The organism is Pilosibacter fragilis, from assembly GCF_032490495.1.
Taxonomy (GTDB): Bacteria; Bacillota; Clostridia; order Lachnospirales; family Lachnospiraceae; genus Pilosibacter; species Pilosibacter fragilis.
In genome coordinates, this window is the sequence record NZ_JAVYJB010000017.1 from 24,711 (window position 1) to 37,691 (window position 12,981).

The 12,981-nt window shown below is 42.5% G+C and carries 14 protein-coding genes; all 14 read left to right on the plus strand.

Annotated features, from left to right (window positions below):
- Positions 1–417: 417 nt before the first annotated feature.
- On the plus strand, positions 418–2,580 hold the full coding sequence (locus ABCW45_RS14065) for a HelD family protein (RefSeq protein WP_109215850.1): 2,163 nt from the start codon (positions 418–420) through the stop codon (positions 2,578–2,580).
- A gap of 206 nt (positions 2,581–2,786) precedes the next feature.
- Positions 2,787–3,206, plus strand: a complete 420-nt coding sequence (locus ABCW45_RS14070) for a winged helix-turn-helix domain-containing protein (RefSeq protein ID WP_173900609.1) — start codon at positions 2,787–2,789, stop codon at positions 3,204–3,206.
- A 420-nt stretch (positions 3,207–3,626) separates the two neighbouring features.
- A complete protein-coding gene (locus tag ABCW45_RS14075) occupies positions 3,627–4,022 on the plus strand; it encodes a plasmid mobilization protein (protein ID WP_109215851.1) in 396 nt (131 codons plus the stop codon).
- A complete protein-coding gene (locus ABCW45_RS14080; protein ID WP_109215852.1) occupies positions 3,994–5,616 on the plus strand; it encodes a relaxase/mobilization nuclease domain-containing protein in 1,623 nt (540 codons plus the stop codon). Before ABCW45_RS14075 ends, ABCW45_RS14080 begins: the two co-directional genes overlap by 29 nt.
- A 184-nt stretch (positions 5,617–5,800) precedes the next feature.
- Positions 5,801–6,013: a hypothetical protein gene (locus tag ABCW45_RS14085; RefSeq protein ID WP_005927784.1), complete on the plus strand. Its 213-nt coding sequence runs from the start codon at positions 5,801–5,803 to the stop codon at positions 6,011–6,013.
- Positions 6,003–6,746 (plus strand): phage replisome organizer N-terminal domain-containing protein, encoded by a 744-nt coding sequence (locus ABCW45_RS14090; protein WP_109215853.1) that lies wholly within the window; start codon positions 6,003–6,005, stop codon positions 6,744–6,746. Before ABCW45_RS14085 ends, ABCW45_RS14090 begins: the two co-directional genes overlap by 11 nt.
- Positions 6,743–7,600, plus strand: a complete 858-nt coding sequence (locus ABCW45_RS14095) for an ATP-binding protein (protein ID WP_098924872.1) — start codon at positions 6,743–6,745, stop codon at positions 7,598–7,600. Before ABCW45_RS14090 ends, ABCW45_RS14095 begins: the two co-directional genes overlap by 4 nt.
- Positions 7,597–7,785, plus strand: coding sequence for a transposon-encoded TnpW family protein (locus tag ABCW45_RS14100; RefSeq protein ID WP_002569233.1), 189 nt, complete (start codon positions 7,597–7,599; stop codon positions 7,783–7,785). Before ABCW45_RS14095 ends, ABCW45_RS14100 begins: the two co-directional genes overlap by 4 nt.
- 111 nt (positions 7,786–7,896) lie before the next feature.
- Entirely contained in the window at positions 7,897–9,507 is a 1,611-nt protein-coding gene (locus tag ABCW45_RS14105) for a recombinase family protein (RefSeq protein ID WP_098924870.1), read from the plus strand.
- A gap of 191 nt (positions 9,508–9,698) precedes the next feature.
- Positions 9,699–10,061 carry a helix-turn-helix domain-containing protein gene (locus ABCW45_RS14110; RefSeq protein WP_425518612.1) on the plus strand — a complete coding sequence of 121 codons (363 nt, stop codon included), beginning with the start codon at positions 9,699–9,701 and terminating at the stop codon, positions 10,059–10,061.
- Positions 10,021–10,398: a TnpV protein gene (locus ABCW45_RS14115; RefSeq protein ID WP_024739861.1), complete on the plus strand. Its 378-nt coding sequence runs from the start codon at positions 10,021–10,023 to the stop codon at positions 10,396–10,398. Before ABCW45_RS14110 ends, ABCW45_RS14115 begins: the two co-directional genes overlap by 41 nt.
- A gap of 68 nt (positions 10,399–10,466) precedes the next feature.
- Positions 10,467–10,859 carry a GNAT family N-acetyltransferase gene (locus tag ABCW45_RS14120; RefSeq protein ID WP_000393259.1) on the plus strand — a complete coding sequence of 131 codons (393 nt, stop codon included), beginning with the start codon at positions 10,467–10,469 and terminating at the stop codon, positions 10,857–10,859.
- Positions 10,860–12,299 (plus strand): bifunctional aminoglycoside N-acetyltransferase AAC(6')-Ie/aminoglycoside O-phosphotransferase APH(2'')-Ia, encoded by a 1,440-nt coding sequence (locus ABCW45_RS14125; protein ID WP_001028144.1) that lies wholly within the window; start codon positions 10,860–10,862, stop codon positions 12,297–12,299. It begins immediately after the preceding gene.
- Between the two features lie 160 nt (positions 12,300–12,459).
- Complete coding sequence (locus ABCW45_RS14130; protein WP_233509629.1) at positions 12,460–12,894, plus strand: hypothetical protein; 435 nt, start codon at positions 12,460–12,462, stop codon at positions 12,892–12,894.
- The last annotated feature ends 87 nt before the right edge of the window (positions 12,895–12,981 follow it).

Genomic DNA, 12,981 nt, shown 5'->3' on the forward strand with positions numbered 1-12,981 from the left:
CCGACTACTACGGAATCCAAATCATTTTTTCACAGAACAAGATTTGCTTTTACAGAAAGAGATTATAGGTTGGAATGGAGATAAGGGAACCTGCATAGAGCACAGCGGAAAAGTTGAAGAAACTGATTGAGGAAGAATTTGCCGGGCTTGTGTTTCTGTCTGCTGAAGATATGGAGTAATAACAAATTGGGACATAATGGTATAACTCTTTGTCCCAATTTGTTTATTGTTTAAATTACCCGTATTAGAATTGATATGCTTGCAGAAATCAAATATCTAACATAATTCCTCCCACTGTAATAATACCATACAAATTTTATGAATACAAGACTGTTTATATAAGCTGACACATGCTAAACTAGCCTAGCAATGTTTCAGTAAAACTTTCTTTCATTTTTCAAGGAGGTCATAATCATTATGGGGAATAATCAGACAGAAAAAGCGTTTGAAGAAAAAAGATTAGCACAAACAATCTCTTTAGCCGAGGAACAATTAAAGCAGGCAAAAGAAGCGGCAGACAAAAAAAAATCAGAAATTATCGAAGCCAAAAAAGATGTGCGTGAAAATACAGAACACGGCATTACATCACTGTACACATCAGACGGTTTCGAGGCACTTGTTGAATTAAGCCAATATATCAATCCTGTTACAGACAAAATTATAGATTATGAAGAAGAAGAACATAAAATACTTCTGTTAGAAAAGATGATAAAATCGCCCTATTTTGCCCGAATTGATTTTAAATTTGATGATGAGGACGAATTTGAAAAAATATACATTGGACGTTCTTCTCTACGAAAAAACAGCTATCAAGAGATGTATGTTTATGATTGGAGATCGCCGATTGCCAGTGTTTTCTATCGTTTTATGACAGGCGAAGCGTTTTATGACGCTCCATGTGGACGAGTAACAGGCGAACTCAATTTGAAACGCCAATATGAAATAAAAAACGGAACACTGGAATATTTTTTTGATTCAGATGTTCAGATTGTTGATGAATTTTTAAGGCAATTACTGTCACAAAACACTACTGCTAAAATGAAAGCTATTGTTGAAACAATTCAGCATGAACAGGACGTGGTTATTAGAGATATGGAAAATGACCTGCTAATGGTACAGGGTGTAGCGGGAAGTGGAAAAACCTCTATTGCTCTCCACCGGGCTGCTTATCTTATGTATCAAGGTTTACAAACAAAGCTGTCCGCAAATAACATTATGATTATTTCCCCAAATTCTATATTTGAGCAATATATTTCAAATGTATTGCCCGAATTGGGAGAAGATAATGTTATTTCTTCCGTGTTTGAAGATATACTTAGTGAGTTATTAAATGGCAGGAAAATTCAGTCAAGAAATGATTTTTTAGAAAACTTGATTGTCAATTCAAAATACAAGGAAATTTCAAGAAATAGTATAGAATTTAAAACGTCAAGTTTTTTTAGGGAAATTTTAGACCAATTTCTCATTGATATACCCCGCCAGTGGATAGAATTTGAAGATGTTTATTATGAGGGAAAATGCGTTGTAAGCGGGCAAATTCTAAAAGACAAGATATTAGGAAGACCAGAAACACCATTAGGCATAAAATTAGAACAATTAGAAGATTATATTTTAGAACAAATATTTGGAACAGGAAAAGGGCGGGGGCATAAAGAAGAAAAAAATCTAATCAAGCAGGAAATACAGAAATTTATAAAAATTGACATTGTTGAATTATATAAAATATTATTTAGCAATGAAGCCTATTTTTATAGCCTGCTGCAAAATAGCAATCCGTCACAAAACATAAAAAATATTTGGAAATATACTAAGGAAAATTTGGAAGCAGACAGCTTGTATTATGATGACGCAATAGCAATCGCTTATTTGTATTTAAAAATATACGGAACAAATAAATATAAAAATATTAAGCAGGTAGTCATTGATGAAGCACAGGACTACTACCCTCTCCAATATGAAATATTTAATTTTCTTTTTTCTAATGCCAAATTTACTATTTTAGGAGATATGAAACAGACTCTTGCCAAAAAAGAAGATATTTCTTTCTACGAACAAATTCAAAAAATATTGAACAAGAAAAAATCTTCTCTTATTATGTTGGATAAAAGTTTCCGTTGTACGAATGAAATTTTAAATTTTAGTTTAAAGTTCATTGAACAAAGTTCACAGATAAAAAGTTTTAATCGGAATGGCGATAGCCCAAAAGTATATATTGCTGATAATTCCGAAATCTTCATTGATGAAATTGTTAAGGAAATAAAATTATGCCAAGAGAAAGGGTTTCAGTCGATATGCTTAATTTGTAAAACCGAAAAAAATTCAACCTATCTATTTAATAAAATTAAACACAAACTTGATATTCAATTAATTAAAAATGGGAGCGTATCAGATTTACAAGGCGTGTTTATCTTACCAGTATATATGTCAAAGGGATTAGAATTTGATACTGTCTTAATTTGTGATGCAGATAGCCAAAACTACCATGATGAAGATGATAAAAACCTCTTATATGTTGCCTGCACAAGAGCGCTTCACAAACTTAGCTTATTTTGTGAAAATGAGGTTAGCCCGCTGATATAGATAAATTTACAATATATTGAATTGCCTAAATGCCAAACGCAGCGTAAGTGCATATGAACAAAATGATAATAATTAGACAGACCATCTTTCTCTTTTAATGGCATTAAATTGACATTACGCTCTCTATCATATATATTTGTTGCTTACTGTCAAAAACACGACAGAAAAATATAGTTTAAATTCAACGGATAAAAGAGGTAATGAACATGGGGAAATTACTACTGCTGACACTTAACGAACAAGAGGAAACAGCGATTGACAAAATCATATCGGCAATATCTGATTATATACAGATTGAACCCATGCAGATCACAACCGCTTCCGTGTTATCTTTTCCGGGACTGGAAATAAAGCAGAACCAACGCCAGGTATTTCAAGACGGGGAGGAAGTAAGCCTTACCCGCCTTGAATACAGTACCCTTGTATATCTTGCTTCCAACCCCGGCATTGTCCTCACACGGACACAAATATTTGAAGCCGTTTGGAACATGGAAAGTGAAAGCTGCCAGTCAAGCGTTGCAAATGTGATTTACAACCTGCGGAAAAAAATAGAGTCGGACAGCCGCAAGCCCATTTACATAAAAACCGTTTTAGGTATGGGCTACAAGTTTGCTTCCGGGGAATGACAACAGAATAACCGCCGCCCGTTACAGCGGCATACCATGACAGGAAATCAGAAAAGGTTTCCTGTTTTTTTGCACCAAAAACCGCGCTGATTTTCCAGCTTTGTCGAAAAGTTTTATCAAAAAGTTTTTCAAAACTTTGCCATATTTGCATTTCTCTGCGTAGTAAGGAGTAAAGGGGGAGTTTCGCCGTTTTCTTAGAGCAAGATTCTACCGAGGTGCCAAAATTCGCTTTTCGCTCATTTTGCCCCTGCGGGAATCTTGTTGGGGAGTGCCTTCCCCAAACCCTGCTTATGCGGCTTGCGCCGCTTAAAAATCCCTCAAAATATTTTTTCGGATTTTTTCAAAAACAGTTCCGTTTTACCCCCTGTTTTTCTCCTATTAGTGAGAGAACACCACGCACAGAAAGGAGGTCTGCCGACCATGAAAAGATACAACACACCGCACCGCAGCCGGGTAGTCAAGACACGCATGACCGAGGAAGAATACGCCGAGTTTGCGGAAAGGCTTTCTGCTTACCACATGAGCCAAGCCGAGTTTATCCGGCAAGCCATAACCGGGGCAGCCATACGCCCCATCATAACCGTTTCCCCCGTCAATGACGAGCTGCTTGCCGCTGTCGGGAAGCTGACCGCCGAATACGGCAGGATCGGCGGCAACTTAAACCAGATAGCCCGGACGCTGAATGAGTGGCACAGCCCCTACCCGCAGCTTGCCGGGGAGGTACGGGCGGCGATTTCCGACCTTGCTGCCCTAAAGTTTGAAGTCTTGCAGAAAGTGGGTGACGCTGTTGGCAACATTCAAACATATCAGCTCTAAAAATGCCGACTATGGCGCAGCGGAAGCCTACCTCACATTTGAGCATGACGAGTTTACCATGAAGCCCACCCTTGATGAAAACGGGCGGCTGATACCGAGGGAGGATTACCGCATTTCTTCCCTCAACTGCGGGGGCGAGGATTTCGCCGTTGCCTGTATGCGAGCCAATCTCCGCTATGAGAAAAACCAAAAACGGGAAGATGTGAAAAGCCACCACTATATCATCAGTTTTGACCCACGGGACGGGACAGACAACGGCTTGACCGTAGACCGGGCGCAGGAGCTGGGCGAGCAGTTCTGCAAAGAGCATTTCCCCGGACACCAAGCCCTTGTATGCACCCACCCGGACGGGCATAACCACAGCGGCAATATCCATGTGCATATCGTCATCAACTCCCTGCGGATTTACGAAGTCCCGCTTCTGCCCTACATGGACAGACCAGCCGACACACGGGCGGGCTGCAAGCACCGCTGCACCAACGCCGCTATGGAATATTTCAAGAGTGAAGTCATGGAGATGTGCCACCGGGAGGGGCTTTACCAAATCGACCTCTTGAACGGCAGCAAGGAACGGATAACGGAACGGGAATACTGGGCGGCAAAGAAAGGGCAGCTTGCCCTTGATAAAGAGAACGCTGTCAGAGAAGCCGCAGGACAGCCGACCAAGCCCACCAAGTTTGAAACGGACAAGGCGAAGCTGCGCCGGACGATACGGCAGGCACTTTCCCAAGCTGGCAGCTTTGACGAGTTTTCTTCCCTTTTGCTGCGGGAGGGTGTGACCGTCAAGGAGAGCCGGGGGCGGCTTTCCTACCTCACGCCGGACAGGACAAAGCCTATCACAGCCCGGAAGCTGGGGGACGATTTTGACAAGGCTGCTGTCCTTGCCCTGCTCACGCAGAACGCCCACAGAGCCGCCGAACAGACCAAAGCCATACCCGAATACCCCCACACCCAAAAGGGACGCTTGCGGGAGGAAAAAGCCGCAAAAACCACCCCGGCAGACAACACCTTGCAGCGCATGGTTGACCGGGAAGCCAAGCGAGCCGAGGGCAAGGGCGTGGGCTATGACCGCTGGGCGGCAAAGCACAACCTAAAGCAAATGGCAGCTACTGTTACCGCCTATCAACAGTACGGCTTTTCTTCCCCGGAGGAACTGGACGAAGCCTGTTCTGCCGCTTATGCCGCCATGCAGGAAAGCCTTACAGAGCTGAAGCAGGTGGAAAAGACGCTGAACGGGAAAAAGGAGCTGCAACGGCAGGTGCTTGCCTATTCCAAGACCCGCCCTGTCCGGGACGGGCTGAAACAGCAGAAAAACGCCAAAGCAAAAGCAGCCTACCGACAGAAGCACGAAAGCGACTTTATCATAGCAGACGCAGCCGCCCGTTATTTCAAGGAGAACGGCATTTCCAAGCTGCCGAGCTATAAAGCCCTGCAAGCAGAGATTGAAGCCCTTATCAAAGAGAAAAACAGCGGCTACAACGATTACCGGGCAAAACGGGAGGAATACCGCCGCTTACAGACTGTCAAGGGCAATATCGACCAGATTTTACGCCGGGAGCGCAAGCCTGTGAAAAGGCAGGAACAGGAACGATAAAAACCACCCCAAAATGTACCCGAACCCATACAGAACAAGGGGGCTGCCCCGTACTCTACCCGCAATACCAAAGGATTTTTTAACGGGCTTACAGGGCAGAAAAACCCCGAAAATGATACCGAGATGATACAGAATTACCGTCGATACCGCCACACCAGCGGAAACGGCAGAAAGGAGCGCACCCATGCCAAGAATGAGCAAGAAACGGCGGCTGGAATGGTCTTTTTTCCTGCGGCAAGTAAAAGTCGGGAATACCACCTGCGACCGTATCACATACAACGACCTCTGCCGGGGCTGTACCCATAGCTGTAAGCAGAGCTTCCGGGCGGTTATCATACTTTGCCCCCGCTACTACTCCAAACGCCGGAAAAAGGAGGACAGGGACAATGGCAGATAACCGCAAGTATTACTACCTCAAGCTGAAAGAGAATTTTTTTGACAGCGACTCCATTGTGCTGCTGGAAGATATGAAAGACGGGATTTTATATTCCAATATCCTCTTGAAGCTGTACTTAAAATCTCTGAAAAACGGCGGGAAGTTGCAGCTTGACGAGCATATCCCCTACACAGCGCAGATGATAGCGACACTGACCCGCCACCAGATAGGGACGGTTGAAAGGGCTTTAGAGATTTTCCGGCAGTTGGGGCTTGTGGAGCAGCTTGACAGCGGGGCTTTTTATATGACCGATATTGAGCTGATGATAGGACAGTCCTCTACCGAAGCCGAGAGAAAACGGGCTGCAAGGCTGGAAAACAAGGCACTTTTACCGCCCCGGACAAAAGGCGGACATTTGTCCGACATTCGTCCACCAGAGATAGAGATAGAGTTAGAGAAAGAGATAGAAAAAGAGAGAGAGGGAGAAACGGGACACCCCGCCCCCGCCGCTTATGGCAGATACAACAATGTGATACTGACCGATACAGAGCTTTCCGGGCTGAAAACAGAGCTGCCCGACAAGTGGGAGTATTATATTGACCGGCTTTCCTGCCATATCGCTTCCACCGGGAAGCAGTACCAGAGCCATGCAGCCACCATTTACAAGTGGGCGCAGGAGGACGCTGCCAAAGGCAAGGCTGCCCCGAAACAGGGCATACCCGATTATTCATGTAAGGAGGGCGAGAGCTTATGAAAAACGAGATTGAAGCTATGATTACGGATATTACAACCACTACCGCCGAAGCGGAGGACTACACAGGCGAGGACGGGCTTTTATACTGCGGCAAGTGCCATACGCCCAAAGAAGCCTACTTTTCAAAAGAAACCGCCCAATGGTTAGGGCATGACCGACACCCAACAGACTGCGACTGCCAGCGGGCAGCCCGTGAAAAGCAGCAAGCCGCCGAAAGCCGACAGAAGCACCTTGAAACAGTGGAGGACTTGAAACGCCGGGGCTTTGCCGACCCCGCTATGCGGAACTGGACATTTGAGCATGACAACGGCAGAAACCCACAGACCGAAACCGCCCGCTTTTATGTGGAGAGCTGGGAAACCATGCAGGCTGAAAATATCGGCTACCTGTTTTGGGGCGGCGTGGGGACAGGAAAAAGCTACCTTGCTGCCTGTATCGCCAACGCCCTTATGGAAAAAGAGGTTGCCGTTCGCATGACAAACTTTGCAACGATACTCAATGACCTTGCCGCCAGCTTTGAGGGCAGGAACGAATATATTTCCCGCCTTTGCAGCTACCCCCTGCTGATACTTGATGATTTCGGTATGGAGCGAGGGACAGAATACGGGCTGGAACAGGTTTACAGCGTGATTGACAGCCGTTACCGAAGCGGCAAGCCGCTGATCGCCACGACCAACCTCACGCTGGAGGAATTGCAGCACCCGCAGGACACGCCCCACGCCCGTATTTATGACAGGCTGACTTCCATGTGCGCCCCTGTCCGCTTCACGGGCAGCAACTTCCGAAAGGAAACCGCACAGGAAAAGCTGGAACGCTTAAAGCAGCTGATGAAGCAGCGAAAGGAGAGCCTATGACAGAAACGAAACAGACAAGCACCACCAAAACAGACCGCCGCCCGGACTGTGTAACGGAAATCCGCATGGGCAACTCCGTCCTTACCGTTTCCGGCTTCTTCAAGCAGGGCGCAACCGACACCGCAGCCGACAAGATGATGAAAGTGCTGGAAGCGGAAGCTGCTACACAAAAAACGGCGATTTGACCGACCATAAAGAAGCAGATTTGACGCTTTTGCCGCTATACAGACAGCCGCCCCATGTGGTACAATCAAGGTACGGAATAGTGGGGCTGGCTGTCGGAAACGGAGGATTTTATGTTAAGACAGACCAACCAACAACCAATTACCGCCCTTTACCCAAGACTTTCCCATGAGGACGAGCTGCAAGGCGAGAGCAATTCCATTTCCAATCAGAAGCGTATCCTTGAAACCTATGCAAAGCAGAACGGCTTTTCCAATCTGCGCTGGTACACGGACGACGGTTATTCTGGTGCGAACTTTCAAAGACCCGGTTTTCAAGCCATGCTTGCGGACATTGAAGCCGGAAAAGTCGGGACAGTTATCGTAAAGGATATGTCGAGGTTAGGGCGAAACTACCTGCAAGTGGGAATGTACACAGAAATGATTTTCCCACAGAAAGGTGTCCGCTTCATCGCTATCAATGACGGAGTGGACAGCGCACAGGGCGACAATGACTTTGCCCCGTTGCGGAATATATTTAACGAATGGCTGGTGAGAGATACGAGCAAGAAAATCAAAGCAGTAAAACGCTCAAAAGGTATGAGTGGCAAGCCCATCACAAGCAAGCCTGTGTATGGCTACCTCATGGACGAGGACGAAAATTTTATTATTGACGAGGAAGCTGCACCCGTAGTCAAGCAGATATACAACCTCTGCCTTGCCGGGAATGGTCCGACTAAGATAGCCCGTATGCTCACAGAGCAGCAAATCCCCACGCCGGGGACGCTGGAATACCGCAGGACGGGCAGCACCCGCCGCTACCACCCCGGCTATGAGTGCAAGTGGGCGACTAATACCGTAGTGCATATCCTTGAAAACCGGGAATACACAGGCTGTCTGGTAAATTTCAAGACAGAAAAACTTTCTTACAAAGTCAAGCACAGTGTAGAAAATCCCCTGGAAAAGCAAGTGATTTTCGAGAACCACCACGAGCCTATCATAGACACCCAAACATGGGAACGGGTGCAGGAGCTTCGCAAACAGCGCAAACGCCCCAACCGCTATGATGAAGTGGGTTTGTTCTCCGGCATACTGTTCTGTGCGGACTGCGGCAGCGTGATGTATCAGCAGCGATACCAGACGGACAAGCGCAAGCAGGACTGTTATATCTGCGGCAACTACAAGAAGCGCACCCATGACTGTACGGCGCACTTTATCCGCACCGACCTCTTGACCGCTGGTGTACTCTCCAATCTGCGGAAAGTGACAAGCTATGCGGCAAAGCATGAAGCCCGGTTTATGAAGCTCTTGATTGAGCAGAACGAGGACGGGGGCAAGCGCAGGAACGCCGCCAAGAAAAAGGAACTGGAAGCCGCCGAGAAACGCATAGCCGAGTTATCCGCTATCTTCAAGCGGCTGTATGAGGACAGCGTGACCGGGCGCATATCAGACGAGCGTTTCACAGAGCTGTCGGCAGACTATGAAGCAGAACAACGGGAGCTGAAAGAAAGAGCCGCCGCTATCCAAGCGGAGCTTTCCAAAGCACAGGAAGCCACCGTGAACGCAGAAAAGTTTATGAATGTTGTCCGGCGGCATACCAGCTTTGAAGAACTTACCCCTACTCTGCTGCGGGAGTTTGTAGAGAAAATCGTTGTGCATGAGTGCAGCTATGACGAGAACAAGACCCGCAGACAGGACATTGAGATTTATTATTCTTTTGTTGGCAAGGTGGACTTGCCCGAATAACCGCCCGACCTATCCGACACAATGCGCAAGTGCCGGATAGGAACGGCAAAATTTTTTACACTTCTTTTACTTCTTTATCTCACTTGAGCAAAGAGCCAGGGCATGAAGCAGTTTATGGCTAATTAAAGGGAACAAAAAGAAAGGAAAAGCACAATCCAGACGGTATCAGCGGCAGGATACAAGAATAAATTGTGATTACACAAGATTGGTGTTATAATAAGAGAAAAGTTCCTGCCGGGGCAGCCGCCCCGGTGGTATGGATAAAAAGGCAGGAAAACAATATGCACATCAGCTATAAACCACTCTGGCATACACTGTTAGAGCGTGATATGAGAAAAGAAGATTTAAGGCTTGCCGCCGGTATGACAACGAATATGATTGCCAACATGAGCAAAGCGGGAAAGCACATCAGCATGGATACATTGGCCCGTATCTGCGAAACGCTGAATTGTGAGATTACCGATGTGATTGAGTTAGTACCAGACGAGCCTGCTTCCACAGGAGGTAAGGAACATGAGCGAATTGAAACCAAGAATAACGGAAAACGGAATTGATTATATCCTTGTCGGAGATTACTATATCCCAGATTTGAAGCTGCCGGAGGAACACCGCCCTATCGGAAAGTACGGACGGATGCACCGGGAATATTTAAGAGAAGCCCACCCAGCCAGATTGAACACATTGACACTGACCGGGGAGTTATGGACATATCTTGCAGACCTGAACGAACAGGCACAGGAACGGTTAGACACCATCATGGAGCAGATGAAGGCTGCCGATGGTGTGACCGAGGAATTGAAGCGTACCCATCAAATGGAATGGGTGCAGCGTTGCAATAACATTCACAACCGGGCAGAAGAAATTATTTTGCAAGAGTTGATTTATTCATAACGGTATGGTAGAATGATTATGACAAATCGAAAGTTGACAAGGAGTTTTGATAGCGTGAAAAAAAGTTTATGGAAGAAGTTTTAATTGATGATAATATGGTTTTTGATATTGATAATTTAAAAGGATTTCTTAATGATACCAGTTCATTTGGGTTTATAGCTAAAGAAAATAATAAAATTATAGGATTTGCATATTGCTATACACTTTTAAGACCTGATGGAAAAACAATGTTTTATTTACACTCAATAGGAATGTTACCTAACTATCAAGACAAAGGTTATGGTTCAAAATTATTATCTTTTATTAAGGAATATTCTAAAGAGATTGGTTGTTCTGAAATGTTTTTAATAACTGATAAAGGTAATCCTAGAGCTTGCCATGTATATGAAAAATTAGGTGGTAAAAATGATTATAAAGATGAAATAGTATATGTATATGATTATGAAAAAGGTGATAAATAAATGAATATAGTTGAAAATGAAATATGTATAAGAACTTTAATAGATGATGATTTTCCTTTGATGTTAAAATGGTTAACTGATGAAAGAGTATTAGAATTTTATGGTGGTAGAGATAAAAAATATACATTAGAATCATTAAAAAAACATTATACAGAGCCTTGGGAAGATGAAGTTTTTAGAGTAATTATTGAATATAACAATGTTCCTATTGGATATGGACAAATATATAAAATGTATGATGAGTTATATACTGATTATCATTATCCAAAAACTGATGAGATAGTCTATGGTATGGATCAATTTATAGGAGAGCCAAATTATTGGAGTAAAGGAATTGGTACAAGATATATTAAATTGATTTTTGAATTTTTGAAAAAAGAAAGAAATGCTAATGCAGTTATTTTAGACCCTCATAAAAATAATCCAAGAGCAATAAGGGCATACCAAAAATCTGGTTTTAGAATTATTGAAGATTTGCCAGAACATGAATTACACGAGGGCAAAAAAGAAGATTGTTATTTAATGGAATATAGATATGATGATAATGCCACAAATGTTAAGGCAATGAAATATTTAATTGAGCATTACTTTGATAATTTCAAAGTAGATAGTATTGAAATAATCGGTAGTGGTTATGATAGTGTGGCATATTTAGTTAATAATGAATACATTTTTAAAACAAAATTTAGTACTAATAAGAAAAAAGGTTATGCAAAAGAAAAAGCAATATATAATTTTTTAAATACAAATTTAGAAACTAATGTAAAAATTCCTAATATTGAATATTCGTATATTAGTGATGAATTATCTATACTAGGTTATAAAGAAATTAAAGGAACTTTTTTAACACCAGAAATTTATTCTACTATGTCAGAAGAAGAACAAAATTTGTTAAAACGAGATATTGCCAGTTTTTTAAGACAAATGCACGGTTTAGATTATACAGATATTAGTGAATGTACTATTGATAATAAACAAAATGTATTAGAAGAGTATATATTGTTGCGTGAAACTATTTATAATGATTTAACTGATATAGAAAAAGATTATATAGAAAGTTTTATGGAAAGACTAAATGCAACAACAGTTTTTGAGGGTAAAAAGTGTTTATGCCATAATGATTTTAGTTGTAATCATCTATTGTTAGATGGCAATAATAGATTAACTGGAATAATTGATTTTGGAGATTCTGGAATTATAGATGAATATTGTGATTTTATATACTTACTTGAAGATAGTGAAGAAGAAATAGGAACAAATTTTGGAGAAGATATATTAAGAATGTATGGAAATATAGATATTGAGAAAGCAAAAGAATATCAAGATATAGTTGAAGAATATTATCCTATTGAAACTATTGTTTATGGAATTAAAAATATTAAACAGGAATTTATCGAAAATGGTAGAAAAGAAATTTATAAAAGGACTTATAAAGATTGATTATATAATATATGAAAAGCTATTATAAAAGACATTAGTATTAAATAGTTTAAAAAAATGAAAAATAATATCGAAAAAAATATTTCTTAAAATTGTGATAGGGGTTGTTCTTGCTTGTATTTTATTTGTTTGTTTTCTTTATACGAACAATGAGATCGGCGTGACTTCATCTAAGCTGGAGGCAGATATTCGTTCGTCGCAGAAGATTAAGGATGATTGGACGGTCGATGGAAGCGTTTCCAGCACGATGGCTGCATATATTTCTTACCCTCAGGATTTGAGTGACCATTCTTTTTCCGTCTATGTCAATCGTCCAGGACTTTCCTTCGGATATTTTTTCCGTGGAGGTGGAACTCTTTCGGGGATTCAAAGAGGAATTGTGGAGTTTACTGTAGAGGGATATAATGAACGAGCATTTATTTCTATGAATCAACAGCAGGTGCAACAACTTGAAATAGATGATGGCAACACAATTCAAGTGGTTGATATTGACCGCAATAAACCTTTTGCGATTGTCTTGCCTATAAATGCGGGTAATATTACTTTTTATGATGTAAATAGAAATACTGTGGAATATTGGAATAATCCTCTTTGACAAATTCCAGTTTGTCGTGCTAAAAATTCAACTGAATAATCCCAGCAAAAACCGCTGCTACATGGAAGCCAACAAACCATGCAACAG

What these genes read in the sequence shown, in the direction of transcription:
- ABCW45_RS14065 (WP_109215850.1), top strand. Translation starts at nt 418, where the DNA reads ATGGGGAATAATCAGACAGAAAAAGCGTTTGAAGAAAAAAGATTAGCA.
- ABCW45_RS14070 (WP_173900609.1), top strand. Translation starts at nt 2,787, where the DNA reads ATGGGGAAATTACTACTGCTGACACTTAACGAACAAGAGGAAACAGCG.
- ABCW45_RS14075 (WP_109215851.1), top strand. Translation starts at nt 3,627, where the DNA reads ATGAAAAGATACAACACACCGCACCGCAGCCGGGTAGTCAAGACACGC.
- ABCW45_RS14085 (WP_005927784.1), top strand. Translation starts at nt 5,801, where the DNA reads ATGCCAAGAATGAGCAAGAAACGGCGGCTGGAATGGTCTTTTTTCCTG.
- ABCW45_RS14090 (WP_109215853.1), top strand. Translation starts at nt 6,003, where the DNA reads ATGGCAGATAACCGCAAGTATTACTACCTCAAGCTGAAAGAGAATTTT.
- ABCW45_RS14095 (WP_098924872.1), top strand. Translation starts at nt 6,743, where the DNA reads ATGAAAAACGAGATTGAAGCTATGATTACGGATATTACAACCACTACC.
- ABCW45_RS14100 (WP_002569233.1), top strand. Translation starts at nt 7,597, where the DNA reads ATGACAGAAACGAAACAGACAAGCACCACCAAAACAGACCGCCGCCCG.
- ABCW45_RS14105 (WP_098924870.1), top strand. Translation starts at nt 7,897, where the DNA reads ATGTTAAGACAGACCAACCAACAACCAATTACCGCCCTTTACCCAAGA.
- ABCW45_RS14115 (WP_024739861.1), top strand. Translation starts at nt 10,021, where the DNA reads ATGAGCGAATTGAAACCAAGAATAACGGAAAACGGAATTGATTATATC.
- ABCW45_RS14120 (WP_000393259.1), top strand. Translation starts at nt 10,467, where the DNA reads ATGGAAGAAGTTTTAATTGATGATAATATGGTTTTTGATATTGATAAT.
- ABCW45_RS14125 (WP_001028144.1), top strand. Translation starts at nt 10,860, where the DNA reads ATGAATATAGTTGAAAATGAAATATGTATAAGAACTTTAATAGATGAT.